Here is a 21,411-nt window from a genome sequence, read left to right on the forward strand (position 1 = left end):
CTATGTCTGATGCTGCGCAGCCTTCCGCTGCCGAGGTACGTGCCGCCGCCGAGGCGGTCAAAGCCGCACTGGACCGTCACCTCGACGCGGTCGAACGCCGCTCGGGGCAGGACGATCCGGCCGTGTACGCCGCGTTCGACGAGCTCGCCGCGGCGGCTGAGGTGTACGACGAGCTGCTGTACGACACCTACGACGAGGTCACCCCCTTCGAGATCCCCGGAAGCGACACGCTGCCTGCGTACACCGGCCCGGAGGAGCCGAGTGCGCTGAGCGTACTGATCCGGCGCGACTACACGGTCGCCGAACCGCAGCGGCTGCTGCATCAGGCGCAGCGCATCGCCGATCTCGATCCGGACGCCGCCGACGAGGCGGTCGGCAACGGCGTGGTCGGCAACGGCGTCGAGCGGGCCGACGCCGCCGGTGTGGTCGGCAGCAGTGTGCACGCCGCGCTCGGTGTGCTGTTCGGGGAGTTCGAACCGGACGAAATCGCCTCCCGGCACAAGGAGTTCGGGCTGGAGGAGGGAGACTCCACGCTGTGGGTGGCCGCCGCCGACGATCCGGCCGAGCCGGGGGAGTGGCTGTCCACTCCGTTCGACCAGGCGGACCCTGAGCGGGTGGTGTGCCGCTTCGACGTCAGTGCGGTCTTCGACGAGGAGCTCGGCGACGACGATGGTCTGCTGGAGGCGCTCGACAAGGATCGATGATCAACGATCGTTGGATGATCAAGGATCGTTGATGGTGAACTCAAGGGGCGTTGATCAAGTTGTCGGGGCTCTTGTGTCGCCCTCCCGTCGCCTCGTGTGTGCCTCTCTGCCGCCTTGCCTCCTTTCCTATTACGGCAACGAACACGGAGAGTTATTCGTTCCCGAGCTTGGCTACTTTCTGTGATTTTCACTCTGAAGTTGGAGGAGGGTCCGTAGGCGGGTGGTGCGTTCCTTGACGGGCACCTCGGCGACGGCGCGGGGCAGCGCCTGGTCGACGCCCTGGACGACCGACAGATGCCGTTCGCCGCGGCTGAAGGCGGTGTATACCCAGGCGCGGGTCAGGCCGCCCGCGGCGTCGCCGGGCAGGACGACGACCGCGGCGGGCCAGCGCGTCCCGGCTGCCTGATGCGCGGTGAGCGCCCAGCCGTGCCGTACCGCACCGGTGCCGACCTGCTCGCGCGGCACCACGACGGCCGTACCGGCGCAGTCGAGGTGCAGGCCCGCGGCGTCCGCACCGGTGACCGTGCCGGGCAGGGTGCGGCCGGGCGCCGGGGCGTAGGCGACGCGGTCACCGGGGTCGAAACCGCCGAAGCGGCCGGGGCCGGGGTTGAGGCGTTCCTTGAGGGCGGCGTTCAGCGCGCGGGTGCCGGCCGCGCCGCCATGGCCGACCGTGATGACCTGGGTCCGGTCGGCGGGAATGTCCAGTGCCCGGGGTACCGAGTCGGCGACCAGCTGGACGGTGCGGTGCACCGCCTCCCCGGCGTCGCGCACCGGGACGATCACCACCTCCTTGCCGGGGGCCTCGACCTGCCCCAGCTCGCCGATGCCGATGCCCGACACCAGCTCCCCGATCGGCCCGAAGTCCGGGGTGCGGGAGGCGACCTGGGGGCAGAAGCGGGCGGCGAGGAGGTCGGCGAAGAGGCGTCCGGGGCCGGCGGACCACAGCACGCCGGGGTCGCCGCTGAGGACGAGCCGGGTGCCGTCTGCCAGCGACTCGACGAGCATTGCGGCGGTCTCCAGATCCAGCTGTGGCGCGTCCAGCACCACGAGTAGGTCGAGTGAGAGGGCGCCGTCCGCGTCGCGGCCGGGGCCCTCATGGCCGGACAGCAGGCCGGATACGGTTACGGCCGCCGCGCTCGGGTCGTCGGCGCTCAGTGGGTCGGTGCCGACCAGTGGGTCGGTGCCGACGGGAGCGCCCTGAGGTGCGCCCGTGGCCTCGGTGAGATCCGCCGCCAGGCGCCGGCGGCCGTTGTCGCTGTGGGTGGCGCCGAAGGCCCGCAGGCCCAGCGAGCGCGCCGCGGCGATCAGCGCGGCGGGCTCGGCGCGGGCTGCCTCGGCGCCGGTGTGTGCCACCAGGCCGCTGTGGGCGGCGGCCCGGAGCAGCTCCGCAGCCGACGGCGACGGGGCGGCGGCCGCCGCGGCCTCCCAGTCGGCGGACGAGGGCCGGGCGGGGCGGCGGTCGGCGTCGTGGGGCTCGCTGTCGGGGTGGTGGGCTTCCCCGCGCCGGCTCCCCCCGTCGCGGGCGTCCGCGTGCCGGGGCTTCTCGTGTTGCGCCTCCTCGGCGTTGGGGCCGGCAGAGTGGTTCTCTTCGGGGTGTGCCTCCCCGGCGTAGGCGACGGCGTGGTGGCTCTCCTCGCCGTGGCCGTCCGTGTCGGGCGCCTCCGCCGGGCCGTGCTCGCCGGTGTCGGTGTCCGCGTCGGCGGGTGCCGCGTCAACTGGCCCGTCGCCCGCTGCCGCGTCACCTGCTGTCCCGTGACCGCCCGCCGTGTCCTGCTCCGCCGCGTCCGGTGGCTCGAAGGTGTTGAGCAGACGGGCCAGGCCGTCCGCGACGCTCTCCTCGGCCATGGCGAAACGGTCCAGGCCCAGCAGGACCCGGACCGGCTGTTCCTCGTCGTCTTCGTCTTCCGCGGTGGGCTTGGCCTGGCCCGGAACGTCGAGTGCGTCCTGGAAGACCAGTACCGTGCCCTCGGCGATGGCCGTCTGGAGGGCGTCGTCGGGGTCCGGCACGGAGCGCTGGGCGAGCGCCGCGCGCAGCGCCGGCGCCTCCAGGGCGGAGTGCCCCGCGACGGCGGCCTGCTCCAGCAGCCAGTGGACCAGTGCCTGGGCGCGCCGCTCGTCTTCCGGCCCGCAGGCGGGGCCGAGCAGCGCCCGCGCGAAACCGTCGGCCTGCTCCGGGCGCACCCTCGGGACGGCGAGCAGCTGCCACGGGTCGGCGCCCAGCACCTCGGCGGCCTGCTCGCCCAGCACCTCCGTGGCCTTCTCCGCCAGTGCCTCGGGAGCGCCGCCTGCCGCGAGGACCCGTCGTACGCCCTCGATTCCAGGGGCCGTCGCCATGGCGGGGCGGGGGGCGGAAGGGGGCTGGGGACCGGAGGCCCCGGAACGTGCGGCGGTCGGATGGGACGGGCCGGTGGCTGCCCTCGCGCCGTCCTGAGCCGGGCGTGCCGGTCCGCTCTGGGGGCCACCTTCATCGGTGGACGGTGTCTCCTTCCGCGGCCCGGCGGGGGCGGACGGTCTGGCGGCGCGCAGTGCCTCGTTGAAGAACGAGGCGGCCGGACGCTCGCCGCTCTCCACGGCACGCACCGCCGCCGCCAGGGCCGCCGCCGTCGGCGCGGCGGATCCGGCCGCCGCGCCGGAACCGGCCTCGGACGAGCCGCCGTCCGTACTGCGGGGCGCGGCCTCCTGCTCGGGCGGGGTGTCGCCGCCGCGGCGGTCGGTACTCACAGCGTGCTCCAGTCGTGATCGGGATAGTGGTGCACCGGAGCTGACACATCGTCCAGCGCCCGGCGAATCTCGTCAGGAAGACTAAGGGGCTCCACTGACAATGCCGCTCTGAGCTGCTGCGCCGTACGCGCGCCCACGATCGGGGCGGTGACGCCGGGCCGGTCGCGGACCCAGGCGAGGGCGACCTGGAGCGGGGTGGCGGCCAGGCCGTCGGCGGCGGTGGTGACCGCGTCGACGATCCGGCCGGCCGCTTCGTCGAGGTACGGCGCGACGAACGGCGCGAGATGCTCCGAGGCCCCGCGGGAGTCGGCCGGGGTGGCATGCCGGTACTTGCCGGTGAGCACGCCGCGGCCGAGCGGCGAGGACGGCAGCAGACCGACACCGAGGTCGAGGGCCGCGGGCAGCACCTCACGCTCGATGCCGCGCTGGAGGAGGGAGTACTCCATCTGCGCGCTCGCCAGCCGGGTGCGCAGGCCCGGTGCCGCGAGCTGCCAGGTGGCGGCCTTGGCGAGTTGCCAGCCCGAGAAGTTCGACAGGCCCGCATAGCGCGCGCGGCCGCTGGTGATGGCGAGATCGAGGGCCTGGAGCGTCTCCTCCAGCGGTGTGTGCGGGTCGAAGGCGTGCAGCTGCCACAGGTCGACGTAGTCCGTGCCCAGCCGCTCCAGGGAGGCGTCCAGGGCGGCCAGGAGGTGGCGACGGGAGCCGTCGGCGCGGCGGTCCGTCTCCAGGACACTGCCCGCCTTGGTCGCGATGACCAGATCGGCGCGGGGGACCAGCCCCTCGGACAGCCGGCCCAGGAGGTACTCGGCGCCGCCGTCGGCATAGATGTCCGCGGTGTCGACGAGGGTGCCGCCGGCCTCCCAGAACGTCTTGAGCTGGTCGGCGGCTTCCTGCTCGTCCGTGTCACGCGCCCAGTTCAGGGTGCCGAGCCCTAGGCGGGACACGCGAAGACCCGTTCGGCCGAGGTGCCTTTGCTCCATGAGCCCTGAGGTTACGCGCCGCGCGTCAGGATCAGGGGACCTGTGGAAAACCCGCCGATGACGGCCGGCGGCGCCGCGCGCTAGAGTCCCCGCAACAGCGACGTTACTGATGGGTAAGGGGAGCCGTATGAGGCTTGGCATCAACCTCGGCTACTGGGGTGCCGGGATGGACTCCGACAATCTGGCGGTGGCGCAGGAGGCCGACCGCCTCGGCTACGCGGTCTGCTGGGCCGCCGAAGCCTACGGCTCCGACGCTCCCTCGGTGCTCTCCTGGGTCGCCGCCCAGACCGAGCGCATCGACATCGGCTCGGCGATCTTCCAGATCCCGGCGCGTACGCCCGCGATGACCGCGATGACCGCCGCCACGCTGGACTCCCTCTCCGGCGGCCGCTTCCGGCTCGGACTGGGTGTCTCGGGGCCGCAGGTCTCCGAGGGCTGGTACGGCGTCAAGTTCGACAAACCACTGGCGCGCACCCGTGAGTACGTCGACATCGTGCGCAAGGCCATGTCCCGCGAGCGGCTGTCCTACGAGGGGGAGCACTGGACGCTGCCGCTGCCCGGTGGCCCCGGCAAGCCGCTCAAGCTCACCGTGCACCCGCAGCGTGCGCACATCCCGCTCTACATCGCGGCGATCGGCCCGAAGAACCTGGAGCAGACCGGCGAGATCGCCGACGGCGCGCTGCTGATCTTCCCCTCCGCCGACCACCTGGAGGAGACCGCGATCGCCCCGCTCCGGGCGGGCCGCGAGAAGGCCGGGAAGACGATGGACGGGTTCGACGTCTGTCCGACGCTGCCGATCGCCGTGAGCCCTCAGGGCGCGGACCAGGACGTCAGCGCGCTGGCCGACATGTTCCGTCCGTACACCGCGCTGTACGTCGGCGGCATGGGCAGCCGTAAGCAGAACTTCTACAACAGGCTGGCCCAGCGCATGGGCTATGAGAAGGAAGCCGCCGAGATCCAGGACAAGTACCTGTCCGGCGACAAGGACGGCGCGGCCGCCGCGGTCCCCGAGCGACTGATCGACCAGACCACGCTGCTCGGTTCGGTCGAGCGGATCGCCGAGCGGATGCGGGCCTACGCGGAGGCCGGTGTGACCACGCTGACGCTGGCGCCTGCGGGCTTCACGCTGGACGAGCGGATCGCGTCGCTGCGGGCGGGCACGGAGGCGCTGGAGCGGGCGGGGCTGGGGTGACGGGGCGGGGGCGAAATTCCCGCCGGGGACTTCGCCGTCGGCCGCCCGCTCAGGGCCCGTCGCCTGCCCGCTCAGGGCCCGCCGCTTGTCCCGCCAGGGCCCGCCGCCCACCCACGGCTTTGGTTTTTCCCCGCCGCCCACCCCCCCTTCGGGGGGTGGGCGGGTGTAGTGACTCGGGGCGGGCGGGAGGTACGTCGGTGGCGAAGCCACCGACCCGTAGGCGGAGGCCGGTCAGTCAACCAGGCGGAGGCCCGGTCAACCACCCCCGTGACAAGGGGCGTCAACGTGACAGAAGCGTCAACGGCTCCGTAAGCGTCGACGGCCTCGTAGCAGAAGCAACGCAAGAGCCCCGCTCCCGGTAGCAGCAGAAAGCCCGGCGCCGATCAAGCGCCGGGCGGCGGGGCCGAGGAAGCACCGCGGCCGTGGTGGGGGCTCGGGGGTCTTCCCCGCCACGGCCGTCACGCAGCACAACGCCCCGGCGGGCGGGCGGGTTACGCCCGGCCTCCCGGAGGCACGTCGTTCGAACGAATGAATGGGCCCGCTCCCTGGTTGCTCCCGATGCCATACCGCAGTTGACTTCTCGGTTGCAGGTGTGTCCGTTCGGAGGTGGCGCAGATGTTCTCGGCCAGAAGCCTGTTCCAGGAGATCTTCGGCAACGACGAGTCCTACCGGCTGTTCTGTTCCATCGCGGCCAGCGGCGAGGCCCAGGGCGGATGGGAGAACGCCCGGATCGCCGTGCTGCTCCCCGCGTCCCAGCGGGCGCTCGCACCCAAGGTCACCCGGCACGGCGCCGACGAGGACAAGCACGGCCGCATCTTCAACGCCCTGCTGCACAAGCGCGGTCTGACCCCCACCGAGGTCCCCGAGGACACCGACTACACCATGCTGCTGGAGCGGCAGGGCATCGGCCTGGCACACGACAAACTGCGCCGCGACGAGCCGCTCACCGAGTACGACATCATCTCCTACCTCGCGCACAGCCGGGTCACCGAGCAGCGCGCCTCCGAGCAGATGGTGATGCTGAAGACGTGCTTCGGTGACCACCCCGAGGTGGGCAAGGCGGTTCGGATGATCTCCGACGACGAGGACAACCACCTGGCCTACTGCCACGAGGAGCTGCTGCGGCTGGCCCGTGCCGGGCACGGCCGGACCATCCAGGGGCTGCTCCGCGACTGCGCGCTCGCCGAGATCGCCGTCTACCGCGATGTCAGCCTGGCGGTGATGGCCCACATGGGCCGCATCCTGAAGTGGACCGCGGCCAAGTCCGCGGTGCTCGCCGCGGGCATCCGGGCGGTGTACGTCTACGAGCGGCTGGCCGGCTGGCGCCGGATGGTCCGCCTGCGTCTGCCCGAACGCCGGGACGCCCTGGGCGGCCCGGCCTCCTCCGCGCCCGAGTTCGCCTGAGCGGCCCCGTGCCCCGGTGACGTACGACCGAGCCCGGGTGACCCACGACCCGCCCCCGACGTACGACCGGCCTCGGGAAGACCGGTTGGGCTCACAGCCAGCCGCGGCGCTTGAACAGCCGGTACAGCGCCACCTCCAAGAAGGCCATGAACAGCAGGATCGCCGGATAGCCCAAATCCCACCGCAACTCGGGCATCTCGTCGAAGTTCATGCCGTAGACACCGGCGATCAGCGTCGGCACCGCCGCCAGCGCCGCCCACGCCGAGATCTTGCGCATGTCGTCGTTCTGCCGGACGCCCGTCTGCGCCAGATGAGCCGCGAGAATGTCCGAGAGCAGCCGGTCCAGGCCGTCCACCGACTCGCCGGCGCGGGTGAGGTGGTCGCCGACGTCGCGGAAGAACGGCCGGGCACGGTCGTGCACGAACGGCACACCGGGGTTCTGCAGCCGGGCCATCGGCTCCGCCAACGGGCCCGTGGCGCGCCGGAATTCCAGGACCTCGCGCTTGAACGCGTAGATCCGGGCCGCCGTGTTCCTGGTGTCGCCGCGGACGGGGGCGAACACCTCGGCCTCCAACTCCTCGAGGTCCGTCTGGAGTTCGGCGGCGACCTCGATGTAGTGGTCGACCACCGCGTCACTGACCGCGTAGAGCACCGCCGTCGGCCCCTGCCGGAGGATCTCGGGGTGCCGCTCCAGCCGCTGCCGCACCGTGCGCAGCGGGCTCGCCTCGCCGTGTCGGACGGTCACCACGAACGAGTCGCCGACGAAGAGCATCACCTCCGTGGCGGTCACCGTGTCCGCCGCGACGTCGTACGTGATCGGCTTCAGCACCATGAACAGCGAATCGTCGTACACCTCCAGCTTCGGCCGCTGATGGGCGTGGAGAGCGTCCTCGACGGCCAGCGGGTGCAGCCCGAAGTCGCTGCTGACCCGGTCGAACTCCTCCTGCGTCGGCTCGTACATCCCCAGCCACAGGAAGGAACGCCCCTCGGCCCGCGCCGCGGCGAGGGCCTCGGGGAACTCCGCCGGCCCTTCGGTGCGGCGGCCTTCCCGGTAGATCCCGCAGTCCACGATCACATTCGGCATTCTCGCCCGGCGTTCCGACCCCTGCCAGGAATGCGCCCCCGGAACGTAGGCTGACCGGCATGCCCACGCTGATCCTGCTGCGGCACGGCCGCTCCACCGCCAACACCTCCGGCGTCCTCGCGGGACGGACGCCCGGCGTCGCCCTCGACGAGCGGGGGGCCGCCCAGACCGCGGCGCTGCCCGCACGGCTGGCGCGGGTGCCGCTGGCCGCCGCCGTCTCCAGCCCGCTGCGGCGCTGCCAGGACAGCCTGCGCCCGCTGCTGGACGCCCGTCCCGGTCTGCCGCTGTTCACCGAGGACCGGATCAGCGAGTGCGACTACGGTGACTGGGCGGGCCGCAAACTCGCCGAGCTGAACGACGAGCCGCTGATGGAGATCGTCCAGCACCATCCGTCCGCCGCCGCGTTCCCCGGCGGCGAGTCGATGCGCGCCATGCAGGCCCGCGCGGTGGACGCGGTACGGGACTGGAACGCCCGTGTCGAGGCCGAGCACGGCGCCGAGGCGGTCTACCTCATGTGCTCCCACGGCGACATCATCAAATCCCTGGTCGCGGACGCCCTCGGCATCCACCTCGACCTCTTCCAGCGGATCTCCGTCGAGCCCGGTTCGGTGACGGTGATCCGCTACACCCGGCTGCGCCCCTTCCTCGTACGCCTCGGCGACACCGGTGATTTGGGCTCGCTCGCGCCCCGTGAGGACGAGGGCACGGCCGGTGCGGAACGGGACGCGGCCCTCGGCGGTGGTGCGGGAGCACCGTGATCAGCGGGCGCAGTAGGGTGGTGCGACGGCACCGCCCGCCACGCCTCTGCGATCCGCAGTGACCGCAGTGACCCCGCAGTCGAGCAATCGGAGCAGGACGTTGTCCCGTCAGGTGTTCTTCTACGACGCGCCGGACCGCTTCGTGGCCGGTACGGTCGGGCTGCCTGGCCGCCGTAGCTTCTACCTCCAGGCCACCGCGGCCGGCCGTACCACCAGCGTCGCCCTGGAGAAGACCCAGGTCGCGGCCCTCGCCGAGCGGATCGACGAGCTGCTGGACGAGGTGGTACGGCGCAGCGGCGGCAATGCCCCGGTGCCCGCCGTCTCGCCGCCCGAGATGACCGACACCGCGCCGTTGGAATCGCCCGTCGAGGAGGAGTTCCGGGTCGGCACCATGGCGCTGGCCTGGGACGGCGAGGACGAGCGGATGATCGTCGAGGCGCAGGCCCTGGTCGAGCTGGAGGCCGACAGCGACGAGGACCTCGCCGAGGCCGAGGAGCGGCTGCTCCAGGACGACGAGCATGGCCCGCCGATGCTGCGGGTGCGCCTCACCGGCACGATGGCCAGGGCGTTCGCCAAGCGCGCCATGGAAGTCGTCAACGCCGGCCGCCCGCCCTGCCCGCTGTGCAGTCTGCCGCTCGACCCGGAGGGACACGTATGTCCGCGCCAGAACGGATACCGACGGGACGCCTGAGCGCGGTGGACCCCGTTGTCGAGCCCGTGGAGGCAGCCGGGCCGCTGCCGGGGTCCGTGGTGCAGCAGCCGCCGCGGTCCGGTCCGGAGCGGGCCAGGGGGGTGTCGGCCGCGTTTCTCGCCGACGGTGAGCTGACCGTACGCGGCCGGATCCCGGACGCGTCCAATGCCGTGCTCTACTGCACCGTCGAGCACGGCGGCCGCACCACCGCCTGTGTCTACAAGCCGGTCGCCGGCGAGCGCCCGCTGTGGGACTTCCCGGACGGCACGCTCGCCCAGCGCGAGGTCGCCGCGTACGAGATCTCCCGGGCCTGCGGCTGGGACCTGATCCCCGCGACCGTGCTGCGGGACGGCCCGTACGGCACCGGCATGGTCCAGGAGTGGATCGAGGCACCTGACGACAGCGCCGAGGACGAGATCCCCGAGCTGCTGGCCCTGGTGGCGGACGCGGAGCCGGGACCGGGCTGGAAGGCGGTCGGCTTCGCGGAGACCGGCCCGGGCCGCACCGCGCTGCTGGTGCACGCCGACGACCCGCGGTTGCGGCGGCTCGCGGTGCTCGACGCGGTGATCAACAACGGTGACCGCAAGGGCGGCCATCTGCTGCCCGCCGTCGGCGGACGGTTCTTCGCCATCGACCACGGCGTGACCTTCCACGCCGAGGACAAGCTGCGCACGCTCCTGTGGGGGTGGGCGGGGGAGCCGCTGACCGACGAGGCGCTGGAGGTGCTGCGCGGGCTCCAGGAGGCGCTGGAGGACGGCGTGCCGCTCGCCGCCCGACTGGCCGAACTGATCACGGACGCCGAGTTCGAGGCGCTGCGGGCACGGGTGGCCGGGCTGCTGAGGACCGGCCGGCACCCCGAGCCGAGCGGGCAGTGGCCCGCGATCCCCTGGCCGCCGGTCTGATCCCGGAGCGGCCGCCGTACGCGTCCCCTGCACGCCGCGCCGTCCAACGCAAGACCGCCTTTCCGGCCAACACCCCTGGTCCGGTTCGTATACGGAACATGCGTCCGGTTACGCTCAAGGCATGCATGCTTGGCCCGCTTCTGAGGTCCCCGCCCTGCCTGGACAGGGCCGCGACCTGAGCCTCCACGACACCGCGACCGGCGGACGGGTGACCCTCGCCCCCGGTCCCGTCGCCCGTATCTATGTCTGCGGCATCACGCCGTACGACGCCACCCACATGGGGCACGCGGCGACCTACAACGCGTTCGACCTCGTGCAGCGCGTATGGCTCGACACGAAGCGTCAGGTCCACTACGTGCAGAACGTCACCGACGTCGACGATCCGCTGCTGGAGCGGGCCGCCAGGACCGGTGACGACTGGACGGCGCTCGCCGAGCGCGAGACCGCCCTGTTCCGCGAGGACATGACGGCCCTGCGGATGCTGCCGCCCCGCCACTACACAGGCGCCGTCGAGGCGATACCCGGCATCGTCCCCCTGGTGGAGCGGCTGCGGGACGCCGGCGCCGCCTACGAACTCGACGGTGACATCTACTTCTCCGTCGAGTCCGACGCCCATTTCGGCGAGGTCTCCGGACTGGACGCCGCGACGATGCGGCTGCTGTCCGCCGAACGCGGCGGCGACCCCGAGCGGGAGGGCAAGAAGAACCCGCTCGACCCGATGCTGTGGATGGCCGCCCGCGACGGCGAGCCGAGCTGGGACGGCGACTCGCTGGGCCGCGGCCGGCCCGGCTGGCACATCGAGTGCGTCGCCATCGCCCTCGACCACCTCGGCATGGGCTTCGACGTCCAGGGCGGCGGCTCGGACCTCACCTTCCCGCACCACGAGATGGGCGCCTCGCACGCCCAGGCCCTCACCGGCGAGTTCCCGTTCGCCAAGGCGTATGTGCACGCCGGGATGGTGGCCCTGAACGGCGAGAAGATGTCCAAGTCCAAGGGCAACCTGGTCTTCGTCTCCACGGTGCGGCGCGACGGCACCGACCCGGCCGCCATCCGGCTGGCGCTGCTCGCGCACCACTACCGCAGCGACTGGGAGTGGACCGACGTGGTCCTGGACGAGGCGGTGGCCCGGCTGGCGCGGTGGCGTGCCGCGGTCTCCCGGCCTGACGGCCCGTCGGCTGACGCGGTGTTGGAGCAGATCCGTACGGCTCTCGCCGACGACCTGGGCTCCCCGGCCGCGCTCGCCGCAGTGGATGAGTGGGCTGCCGCCCAGGAGGGCGGCGGGGGGTCGGACGAGGGGGCGCCCGGGTTGGTGTCGCGTGCCGTCGACGCGCTGCTGGGGGTTGCGCTCTAACTGTCCGCTGCGCTTTGCCCGCGCCCCGCGTTTTTGGCTGTCCCGCCGTGGGGTTCGCCTGCGGCGGGCCTGCGCCGACGTCTTCGGCTGACCCGCCGCTGCACCTGCGGTGGGCTGTTGCCGCTGCGCGGGGCTGTTCGGCAGCGGTGCCGGACCTCCGGACGCCGTCCTGCGGTCCGGCACCTCCCGAGGGGGTGGGGAAGAAGACCGGTGGGGTGACACGTAGCCGGTCATGTGCACCTCGTGGACGTGACCACAGGCACCCGACAGACGACATGTGCCCCCACCGGCCTCTTTCCCCCGCTGTCGGGAGGGGACGGGCCGCAGGACGGAGTCCCAGGCCCGTCACCGCACTCGAAAAACCCACGCCCGCCGCAGGCGAACCCCCATGGCGGAAAAGCCGAATCGTCGGCTCAGGCTCGCCGCAGGCGAACCCCCACGGCGGGCTGGCCGACAAGGGCGAGCAAACGAGTCGGCCAAGCCGAGCGCAGCGTCAGTCCTCCCCGTCCGGGCTCTCCGGCGCATCGGACGAGCCCGACCCCGCCGTCGGATCCCGTTGTTCACGCGGCGGCCGTGGCCGCCGCGTGCGGCCGTGCTGCGGGTCCCGGCGACGGAGGTAGCGTTCGAATTCGCGGGCGATCGCCTCGCCGGACGCCTCCGGGAGGTCCGCGGTGTCCCGGGCCTCCTCAAGGGACTGGACGTACTCGGCGACCTCGTTGTCCTCGGCCGCCAGTTGGTCGACGCCCAGCTGCCAGGCCCGTGCGTCCTCGCTGAGCTCGCCGAGCGGGATCCGCACGTCGAGGAGGTCCTCCAGGCGGTTGAGCAGGGCGAGGCTGGCCTTGGGGTTGGGCGGCTGGGAGACGTAGTGCGGTACGGCCGCCCACAGGCTCACCGCGGGGACGCCGGCGTGGGTGCACGCCTCCTGGAGGATGCCGGCGATGCCGGTGGGGCCCTCGTAGCGTGACTCCTCCAGCTCCAGCCGGCGCGCCAGATCCGCGTCGGAGGTGACACCGCTGACCGGCACCGGCCGCGTGTGCGGGGTGTCGCCGAGCAGCGAGCCCAGCACCACCAGCATCTCGACGCCCAACTCATGGGCGATGCCCAGGAGTTCGTTGCAGAACGAGCGCCAGCGCATGCTGGGCTCGATGCCGCGGACCAGGACCAGATCGCGTCGGCGGCCCTTCCCGTCCGCGTCGCCGACACGGACGACGGAGAGCCGGGTCGTGGGCCAGGTGATCTTGCGTACCCCGCCGTCCAGGAAGACGGTCGGGCGGTTCACCTGGAAGTCGTAGTAGTCCTCCGCGTCCAGCGCGGCGAAGACCTCGCCCTTCCATTCCCGGTCCAGATGTGCGACTGCGGCGGAGGCGGCGTCGCCGGCGTCGTTCCAGCCTTCGAACGCGGCCACCATGACCGGGTCGATCAGCTCGGGAACCCCTTCGAGCTCGATCACCCAGCGCCTCCTTCCAACCGGTCTGGCCTCCTGGGGGGCGGCCGCCGGCAGCAGTTCCATTACGTGCGTTTCCCAGACTACGGCGTGCGGGGTGCCGGTCCGCAGCCCCTTTACGGGAACCCGCACTGATTCATCCGACGTTCATGGTGGGGGATCGGGGCGAAGTGCGACAGGGGCTGGACGCTGCCTCGTGGGCCGGGGCTATACATCGGATGACCGGGAAAGGTCCGATGTTCTTCCGCATCCTGGGAGCATGCGTATGGCAGCGACCGGCACCGTCACAGGACTCGCCGCCCTGCACCGTGACCTCACCCATGACTCCCAGCTGCGCTGGCTCGGCCCCGAAAAGGGCGTGATGCAGATGGCGGCCGACACCCTCGTCAACGCCGCCTGGGACCTCGCCGCCGCCGTGCGGGGCTGCCCGTCTGGGAGTTCCTGGCCGTGATGAGCCCCGAAGAGCTGGTCCCGCTCGTCGACTTCCGTCATCTCTCCGACGTGCTGACGCCCGCCGAGGCGCTGGCCGTGCTGCCGGCCGCCGAACCCGGCCGGGCCGCGCGCGCCGCCCGTCTCAGGGCCGAGGGCTACCCCGCGTACACCACCACGACCGGCCGGCCCGGCTACGAGGACACCACGCTGGTGCGCCTCGCCAAGGAAGCGGTGGCCGACGGCTTCGGGCAGATCGAGCCGAAGGTGGGCGCCGACCTCGCCGAGGACACCCGGCGGATGCGGCTGGCCCGGGACGCCGTCGGCCCCGGCGTACGGATAGCGGTCGACGCCAACCAGCGCTGGGACGTGGCCGAAGCGGTTCGCTGGACGACCGTGCTCGCGCCGTACACCCCGCACTGGATCGAGGAGCCGACCAGCCCGGACGACGTCCTGGGGCACGCGGCGGTGCGTTCCGGGCAGTCGGTGAGGGGCGCCACGGGTGAGCATGTCGCCGACCGGGTGGTCTTCGAACAGCTGTTGCAGGCGGGGGCGGTGGACTGTGTGCAGATCGACGCGGCGCGGGTGGCCGGGATCAACGAGAACCTGGCGATCCTGCTGCTGGCCGCGAAGTACGGCGTGCCGGTCTGTCCGCATGCCGGCGGGGTGGGGCTGGGCGAGCTGGTGCAGCATCTGTCGATGTTCGACTACGTGGCGTTGTCCGGGAGTTGGGACGAAGGTTCGTCGAATACGTCGACCATCTGCATGAGCACTTCACCGCGCCGTCGTCGTCGAGCGGCGACGGTATCGCACCCCGACCGCGCCCGGCTTCTCCGCCCGGATGAAGCCGGAGTCGATCGCGGCCTTTCGTTTCCCGGACGGGCCGGTGTGGCGCGATCGGATGGCCATCGACGGCCGGCGCGCCACCGGCGACCGGAATACCGCTGACGAACGGGACATCAGTGGCAACCAGCACACCACCTGGCACGGCGAGCAGGAGGTCTCCGCATGACTGCAGCACCGCGGACCGGACACCAGCCGCGCGACATCGAGAAAAATGGGCACCATCGTCACCGGCGGCGGCTCCGGGATCGGGGCGGCCACCGCCGCGCTGCCGCTGGCGCGCGGCGCCCGGGTCCCGGTGAAGGCCGATGTCACCCCCGACGCCGCCGTACGGGCCGCCGTCGAGGAGGCGGTCGGCACGCGGCGGTCTGTGCCGTACTGCTCGCCGCCGCGCTCGCCGGCTGCAACCGCTGCAGCGACACCGCGGGGGCAGAAGCGATCGCGGTGGACGGCGGCTTCGCTGTCTGAGTGGCGGGGGAGGGGAGGGGAGAGCGCCCCGGGCCCGGCTGCCCGGTCGGGATCACAGCGTCGAGCGCAACCACTGCTCCACGCTCGCGATGTGCACCGTCGCCCACGCACGCGCCGCTTCCGCGTCCCGGTCGCGCAGCGCGCCGATGATCGCACGGTGTTCGGTGAGCGTACGAGCGACCGCGTCCTTCTGCGTCAGCCCACGCCAGATCCGGGCCCGGGTGGTCGGCCCGGAGAGGCCGTTGAGCAGCGAGCAGAGTACGGAGTTGCCGGAGGCGGCGACGATCCCGCGGTGGAACTCCAGGTCGCAGGCGACCAGATCTTCGACCGACGGCGCCGGGCCGAGGGCGTCCAACCGCCCCTCCAGGGAGTCCAGTTGGTCCGGTTCGATCCGGGTGGCCGCCATCGCCGTCGCGGCCGGCTCCAGGATCCGTCGGACGGCGAGGAACTCCAGCACTGTGTCGTCGCGGTGGAAGTCCACCACGAAACTCATGGCCTCCAGCAGCAGTTGCGGATCGAGGCTGGTGACGTACGTACCGTCGCCCTGCCGCACGTCCAGGATGCGGATCAGGGAGAGCGCGCGCACGGCCTCGCGCAGGGAGTTGCGGGACAGCCCGAGCTCGGCCGCCAGCTCGCTCTCCCTCGGCAGCCGGTCGCCCGGCCGCAGCGCACCGGAGACGATCATCCCCTTGATCTTCTCGATGGCCTCGTCGGTGACCGCCATGGCCGACCTTCCCGTTCGGACCCGCATCCGCCTGGATATCCGTGCCACCGCACAGACATCCGATGTCTGAGAGACATTATGACCTGTCGCGCCCGCCTCAACCGCTCCATACACGGACCAGTCCTCGTCCGCCCCCAAGCGTGGCCGAGCCAGAGCGCGTCCCGACCGCGCGTGGTGGCGTCCGGCGAGGCCCCGCGTAACCGGCCCGCAGTGCGGTCGCCGCCCGCGTCACCGGCAGCACGATCGCACCGTGACCACCCAGGCCGCCCACTTCGCCGCCCGCCGCCCTCGGCGGTGTGCGGGGCCGGACGGTGCGGGGGGACCGGGCTGGCGCGCACCCTGTACGCGGACACCGCGCACCCCGTACGCGGACACGACGACGGGGCGGCCCGTGTGGACCGCCCCTCGCCTTTCACCAACGGCGTCGTGACCCGCCGTCAGCCGTCCCTCTCCGTCATCTCTCCGGCTCCGTCATCTCTCCGGCCGGTCCGGACGGTCAGCCCTCCAGCATGTCCTTGACCCGGGCGCGCACGTCCTCCGTGGCCAGGCCGCGGATCGTCAGCGTCGTACGGCGGCGCAGCACATCGTCGACCGTCTCGGCCCACTCGTGGTCCCGGGCGTAGGCGACCTGCGCCCAGATCTCCGGGGCGTCCGGGTGGATCCGCTCGGACAGCGCCGGGTCCTCGTTCGCCAGCCGGGCGATGTCGAAGGACAGCGAGCCGTAGTGGGTGGCGAGGTGCCGGGCGGTCTCCGGGGCCATGCGCGGGCCGGGTGTGCCGCCGTCGACCAGCAGCCGGTGCGCGACCGCGTTGGGGTTGGAGATACCGGGCAGCGGGAGCTTCTTCGGCAGACTGGCGATCGGCTCCATGTCGTCGACCAGCGGATGGCCGGGGAGCGCGGCGAGCTTGTTCATGACCGTACGGCCGATGTGCCGGAACGTCGTCCACTTGCCGCCGGCGACCGACAGCATGCCGCCGCTGCCCTCGGTGACGACCGTCTCGCGCTTGGCCTTGGAGGTGTCGCCGGGGCCGCCGGGCAGCACCCGCAGTCCCGCGAAGGAGTAGGTGATCAGGTCGCGGGAGAGCTGCTGGTCGCGGATGGAGAAGGCGGCCTCGTCCAGGATCTGGGCGGTGTCCTTCTCGTTGACCGCGACCTCCGCCGGGTCGCCCTCGTACTCCTCGTCCGTGGTGCCGAGCAGCAGCATGTCCTCCCAGGGGAGGGCGAAGGTGATGCGGTACTTGTCTATCGGGGTGGCCAGCGCGGCCTTCCAGGGGGCGGTGCGCTTGAGCACGAGGTGCGCGCCCTTGGACAGGCGGATGGAGGGGGCCGCGTTCGGGTCCTCCATCTTGCGCAGGTGGTCCACCCACGGGCCGGTGCAGTTGAGCACCAGGCGGGCGTTGACGCCGAACTCCTGGCCGTCCATGCGGTCCTTGAGCTCGGCGCCGGTGACCTGGCCCTGGGTGAAGCGCAGGCCGGTGACCTCGGCGTGGTTGAGGACCGTGGCACCGGCCGCGTCCGCGGCGCGGACGGTCATCAGGGCCATCCGGGAGTCGTTCATCTGGTCGTCGCCGTAGACGGCCACGGCCTTGAGGTTGTCCGTCCGCAGCTCCGGAACGTCGCGTGCCGCCTTGGCCGCCGATATGACGTGGCCGACGCCGTCACCGAACGCGCTCAGCGCGGAGTAGGCGAAGACGCCCGCGCCGAGCTTGGCCGCGCCGTGCGGGCCGCCCTTGTAGACGGGCAGGTAGAAGGTCAGGGGGTTGGCGAGGTGCGGTGCCACCTGGCGGGACACCGCACGCCGCTCGAAGTGATTCTCCGCCACCAGCTTGACCGCTCCGGTCTGCAGGTAGCGCAGACCGCCGTGCAGCAGCTTGGAGGAGGCGGAGGAGGTGGCGCCGGCGAAGTCGCCGGCGTCCACCAGGGCCACCCGCAGTCCGGCCTGCGCGGCGTGCCAGGCAGTGGAGATGCCCAGGATTCCGCCGCCGATCACCAGGAGGTCGTATGTCGCCGTGGAAAGCCGCTCCCGAGTCTCGGCGCGGCTCGGGTTCGAACCGTTGGCCGGGTGCGTCCCGAGTGCCGGGGCGCTCTGCAGGGTGCTCATGATTACTCCTCGTCAGCTCTCATCGTCGATCCAGCCCATGGACCGCTCGACGGCCTTGAGCCAGCTCTTGTACTCGCGGTCACGGGTGTCCGCGTCCATCCGGGGGGTCCATTCGGCGGCCCGGCGCCAGTTGGCACGCAGTTCGTCGGTGCTGGACCAGAAGCCGACGGCCAGTCCGGCCGCGTAGGCAGCGCCGAGGCAGGTCGTCTCGGCGACCATCGGGCGCACCACGGGCGCGTCCAGGAAGTCCGAGATGGTCTGCATCAGCAGATTGTTGGAGGTCATACCGCCGTCGACCTTGAGCGCGGTCAGTTCGACGCCGGAGTCCTTGGTCATGGCGTCGGTGATCTCGCGGGTCTGCCAGGCGGTGGCCTCAAGAACGGCGCGCGCGATGTGCGCCTTGGTGACATAGCGGGTCAGGCCCGCGATGACGCCGCGCGCGTCCGAGCGCCAGTAGGGGGCGAACAGGCCGGAGAAGGCCGGCACGAAGTACGCGCCGCCGTTGTCGTCGACGGTGCTGGCCAGCGTCTCGATCTCGGCCGCGCTGTTGATGAGCCCCATCTGGTCGCGCATCCACTGGACGAGCGAGCCGGTGACGGCGATGGAGCCTTCCAGCGCGTAGACCGGCGTCTGGTCGCCGATGCGGTAGCCGACGGTGGTCAGCAGCCCGTTGTACGAATTGACCGGCTCGTGCCCGGTGTTCATCAGCATGAAGGTGCCGGTGCCGTACGTGGACTTGGCCTCGCCCTGGTCGAAACAGGTCTGCCCGAAGAGCGCGGCCTGCTGGTCGCCCAGCGCCGAGGCGACCGGGACACCGGCCAGGGCGCCCGCGGCGGTGAGGCCGTAGACCTCGGCGGACGACTTGATCTCCGGCAGCAGCGCGGCCGGGATCGCCATGGAGTCCAGGATGCGCTCGTCCCACTCCAGCTTGTGGAGGTTCATGAGCATGGTGCGGGAGGCGTTGGTGACGTCGGTGACGTGGTGGCCGCCGTTGACGCCGCCGGTCAGGTTCCAGATGACCCAGGAGTCCATGGTGCCGAAGAGGATGTCGCCGCGCTCGGCGCGCTCGCGCAGGCCCTCGACGTTGTCCAGCAGCCAGCGGACCTTGGGGCCGGAGAAGTACGAGGCCAGGGGGAGGCCGGTCTCGCGGCGGAAGCGGTCCTGGCCGACGTTGCGGCCGAGCTCCTTGCAGAGCGCGTCGGTGCGGGTGTCCTGCCAGACGATGGCGTTGTAGACCGGCTCCCCGGTGTTCTTGTCCCAGAGCACGGTGGTCTCGCGCTGGTTGGTGATGCCGATGGCCTTGACGTCGGCGGCGGTGATCCCGGCCTTCTCGACGGCGCCGGCCACGACCTGCTGGACGTTGGTCCAGATCTCACTCGCGTCGTGCTCGACCCAGCCCGGCTTCGGGAAGATCTGCTCGTGCTCCTTCTGGTCGACCGACACGATCCGGCCGTCCTTGTCGAAGACGATGCAGCGGCTGGAGGTGGTGCCCTGGTCGATGGCCGCGATGAACGGCCCATGGCCGTGGCCGTGGCCGTGGGAGGTGGTAGGGGTCTCACTCATGATGTGCTCCAAGAAATCTGTACGGGCGGAGTCGGGGCGGTCCGGCGGCTCATGCGAACGCCACCTGGTAGATGCCGCCGGCGAGGGCTCCGCCGATCAGCGGGCCGACGACCGGGATCCATGCGTAACCCCAGTCTGAACCGCCCTTGTTCGGCAGCGGCAGCAGCGCGTGCACGATACGCGGGCCGAGGTCGCGGGCCGGGTTGATGGCGTATCCGGTCGGGCCGCCCAGCGACAGACCGATACCGACCACGACCAGTGCGACGATCAGCGCGCCGCCCCAGCTGACGCCCTTGCCGTCGTCACTCAGGCCGAGATTGAGGATCGCCAGCACGAGCACGATGGTGGCGATGATCTCGGTGGCCAGGTTCTGTGCGACGTTACGGATCTCCGGGCCGGTGGAGAAGATGCCCAGGACCGGTCCGGCCTTGGGCGCGGTCCTCTCGTAGACCATGCCCTCGTGGCCGTTCTGGCGGTGAGCGGCCAGCACCTCGGGGTCGGTCAGATGCGCCCGGAACTGTCCGTAGTACGCGATCCACATCAGGCTCGCGCCGATCATGCCGCCGAGCAGTTCCCCGCCGAAGTAGACGGGTACCTGGCTCCATTCGATCCCGCCCTTGACGGCGAGACCGAGGGTGACGGCGGGGTTGAGGTGCGCGCCGGACTTGGCGGCGATATACGCACCCGAGAGGACGGCGAAGCCCCACCCGAAGGCGATGGCCACCCATCCGGCGTTGAACGCCTTGGAGCGTTTGAATGTGACGGCGGCGACGACGCCACCACCCATCAAGAGCAGTACAGCGGTACCGATGGTCTCGCTGATGAAGATGTCGGAGCTGGACACCGGCGACTCCTTTGTCCTTCGTCCAGGGAAAAGGCGAACCCCGGGTCCCTCCGGCGGTCCGCGCCCTCCGAGAGGGCGGTGGTCGGCCGGCGACAGCCCCACCATAACGAATATTGTCGTTTGGTGTTCGGCAATGCCGACCAACGAACGGCAGTTTTATGTAGCGCCCGGGCGTCGTCAAGGGTTCGGTGGCGAAAAACTTAGGTGAACGGACCGGTTAAATCGGGTCAAAACCGCCCGGCGCCAAGACCCCTCGACACCGCACGGGCGCAATCGCGCACCGCAGCGACGATTTCCGGCCGCAGCTCGCCGTCCTTGCAGACGCGCTCCACGGCCCCGGTGACACCCACCGCGCCCACCGGCATCCGCCGCCGGTCATGGATCGGCGCGGCCACCGAGGCGACGCCGTCCCAGGTCTCCTCGACATCCGCGGCCCAGCCGCGCGCCCGGGTCAGATCCAGCAGCCCCTCGAAGTCCTCCAGCCCGGTCACCGTGCGCGGGGTGAACCCCTCCCGCTCCACCTCGACGACCTCGCTGTGCGCCACCGGGTCGTACGCCGAGAGCACCTTGCCCAGCGCCGTGCTGTGCAGCGGCTGCATCGCCCCGACCTCCAGCACCTGTCGGCTGTCGTCCGGCCGGAAGACGTGGTGCACGATCAGTACGCCCTGCTGGTGCAGTACGCCCAGATAGACGCTCTCGCCACTCGAACGGGCCAGGTCGTCGGTCCACACCAGGGCGCGGGCCCGCAGCTCGTGCACGTCCAGATAGCTGTTGCCCAGCCGCAGCAGCTCCGCGCCCAGCTGGTAGCGGCCGGATGCCACGTCCTGCTCGACGAAGCCCTCCTGCTGGAGCGTGCGCAGGATCCCGTGGGCGGTGCCCTTGGCCAGACCCAGAGAAGAGGAGATGTCGGAGAGTCCCAGCCGCCGCTCCCCTCCGGCGAGCAGCCGCAACATCGCGGCGGCCCGCTCCAGCGACTGGATCGTGCGTGCCATGGGGCAACCTCCGAAGAATGAATGGTTCGACAATGCTGAACGATATCGGCCCATGCCGACTATGGGGAGCGAATGTGAGTACAGCAACGATCATGGATAGTGCATAGGCCCCTGACACCGTCCGGCCGTCCACGCCGTGAAACGGCGACCCCTCGGACCGGACCGGAGGCTACGCTGGCCGGGTGCGTCCTCTGCCGGAGGGCGTAAAGCCGACAG

General features: G+C 71.6%; 16 protein-coding genes and 1 pseudogene. 8 read left to right on the forward strand and 9 right to left on the reverse strand.

Annotation, left to right across the window (positions count from 1 at the left end):
* The first annotated feature begins 2 nt into the window (after positions 1–2).
* Entirely contained in the window at positions 3–704 is a 702-nt protein-coding gene (locus tag K9S39_RS34645) for a hypothetical protein (protein WP_248867257.1), read from the forward strand.
* A 171-nt stretch (positions 705–875) separates the two neighbouring features.
* Here the strand turns inward: K9S39_RS34645 and K9S39_RS34650 are convergent, their stop codons facing one another.
* Together K9S39_RS34650 and K9S39_RS34655 are read right to left on the reverse strand one after the other, a co-directional pair.
* Entirely contained in the window at positions 876–3,425 is a 2,550-nt protein-coding gene (locus K9S39_RS34650; RefSeq protein ID WP_248867259.1) for a helix-hairpin-helix domain-containing protein, read from the reverse strand.
* On the reverse strand, positions 3,422–4,405 hold the full coding sequence (locus K9S39_RS34655) for an aldo/keto reductase (RefSeq protein WP_248867260.1): 984 nt from the start codon (positions 4,403–4,405) through the stop codon (positions 3,422–3,424). Before K9S39_RS34655 ends, K9S39_RS34650 begins: the two co-directional genes overlap by 4 nt.
* 127 nt (positions 4,406–4,532) lie before the next feature.
* On the opposite strand from K9S39_RS34655, the gene K9S39_RS34660 reads away from it, so the two are divergent.
* Positions 4,533–5,597, forward strand: a complete 1,065-nt coding sequence (locus tag K9S39_RS34660) for an LLM class F420-dependent oxidoreductase (RefSeq protein ID WP_248867261.1) — start codon at positions 4,533–4,535, stop codon at positions 5,595–5,597.
* Between the two features lie 615 nt (positions 5,598–6,212).
* Positions 6,213–7,001, forward strand: coding sequence for a ferritin-like domain-containing protein (locus K9S39_RS34665; protein WP_248867262.1), 789 nt, complete (start codon positions 6,213–6,215; stop codon positions 6,999–7,001).
* A 91-nt stretch (positions 7,002–7,092) separates the two neighbouring features.
* Here the strand turns inward: K9S39_RS34665 and corA are convergent, their stop codons facing one another.
* The gene (corA, locus tag K9S39_RS34670) at positions 7,093–8,085 is read right to left on the reverse strand and encodes a magnesium/cobalt transporter CorA (RefSeq protein WP_248867263.1); all 993 of its coding nucleotides are present in this window, start codon (positions 8,083–8,085) and stop codon (positions 7,093–7,095) included.
* 59 nt (positions 8,086–8,144) lie between these two features.
* On the opposite strand from corA, the gene K9S39_RS34675 reads away from it, so the two are divergent.
* From K9S39_RS34675 to mshC, 4 genes are all read left to right on the forward strand, one after another.
* A complete protein-coding gene (locus K9S39_RS34675; protein WP_248867264.1) occupies positions 8,145–8,843 on the forward strand; it encodes a histidine phosphatase family protein in 699 nt (232 codons plus the stop codon).
* A gap of 100 nt (positions 8,844–8,943) precedes the next feature.
* Entirely contained in the window at positions 8,944–9,534 is a 591-nt protein-coding gene (locus tag K9S39_RS34680) for a DUF3090 domain-containing protein (protein WP_248867265.1), read from the forward strand.
* Positions 9,498–10,436 carry an SCO1664 family protein gene (locus K9S39_RS34685; protein ID WP_248867266.1) on the forward strand — a complete coding sequence of 313 codons (939 nt, stop codon included), beginning with the start codon at positions 9,498–9,500 and terminating at the stop codon, positions 10,434–10,436. Before K9S39_RS34680 ends, K9S39_RS34685 begins: the two co-directional genes overlap by 37 nt.
* 121 nt (positions 10,437–10,557) lie before the next feature.
* A complete protein-coding gene (gene mshC, locus K9S39_RS34690) occupies positions 10,558–11,787 on the forward strand; it encodes a cysteine--1-D-myo-inosityl 2-amino-2-deoxy-alpha-D-glucopyranoside ligase (RefSeq protein WP_248867267.1) in 1,230 nt (409 codons plus the stop codon).
* A 493-nt stretch (positions 11,788–12,280) separates the two neighbouring features.
* On the opposite strand, the gene K9S39_RS34695 is transcribed toward mshC, so the two are convergent.
* The gene (locus K9S39_RS34695; RefSeq protein WP_319949601.1) at positions 12,281–13,237 is read right to left on the reverse strand and encodes a PAC2 family protein; all 957 of its coding nucleotides are present in this window, start codon (positions 13,235–13,237) and stop codon (positions 12,281–12,283) included.
* A 91-nt stretch (positions 13,238–13,328) separates the two neighbouring features.
* Between K9S39_RS34695 and K9S39_RS34700 the strand changes: the two are divergent.
* Positions 13,329–14,672, forward strand: a pseudogene (locus K9S39_RS34700) (enolase C-terminal domain-like protein).
* A gap of 351 nt (positions 14,673–15,023) precedes the next feature.
* Here K9S39_RS34700 and K9S39_RS34710 read toward each other — a convergent pair.
* From K9S39_RS34710 to K9S39_RS34730, 5 genes are all read right to left on the reverse strand, one after another.
* A complete protein-coding gene (locus tag K9S39_RS34710; RefSeq protein WP_248867268.1) occupies positions 15,024–15,695 on the reverse strand; it encodes a FadR/GntR family transcriptional regulator in 672 nt (223 codons plus the stop codon).
* 496 nt (positions 15,696–16,191) lie between these two features.
* Complete coding sequence (locus K9S39_RS34715; RefSeq protein ID WP_248867269.1) at positions 16,192–17,796, reverse strand: glycerol-3-phosphate dehydrogenase/oxidase; 1,605 nt, start codon at positions 17,794–17,796, stop codon at positions 16,192–16,194.
* A gap of 12 nt (positions 17,797–17,808) precedes the next feature.
* Positions 17,809–19,359, reverse strand: coding sequence for a glycerol kinase GlpK (glpK, locus tag K9S39_RS34720; protein ID WP_248867270.1), 1,551 nt, complete (start codon positions 19,357–19,359; stop codon positions 17,809–17,811).
* 49 nt (positions 19,360–19,408) lie between these two features.
* Positions 19,409–20,203 carry an MIP/aquaporin family protein gene (locus K9S39_RS34725; protein WP_248867271.1) on the reverse strand — a complete coding sequence of 265 codons (795 nt, stop codon included), beginning with the start codon at positions 20,201–20,203 and terminating at the stop codon, positions 19,409–19,411.
* A 227-nt stretch (positions 20,204–20,430) separates the two neighbouring features.
* Complete coding sequence (locus K9S39_RS34730; protein ID WP_248867272.1) at positions 20,431–21,195, reverse strand: IclR family transcriptional regulator; 765 nt, start codon at positions 21,193–21,195, stop codon at positions 20,431–20,433.
* Between the last annotated feature and the right edge of the window lie 216 nt (positions 21,196–21,411).

It is taken from the genome of Streptomyces halobius, from assembly GCF_023277745.1.
Lineage (GTDB): Bacteria > Actinomycetota > Actinomycetes > Streptomycetales > Streptomycetaceae > Streptomyces > Streptomyces halobius.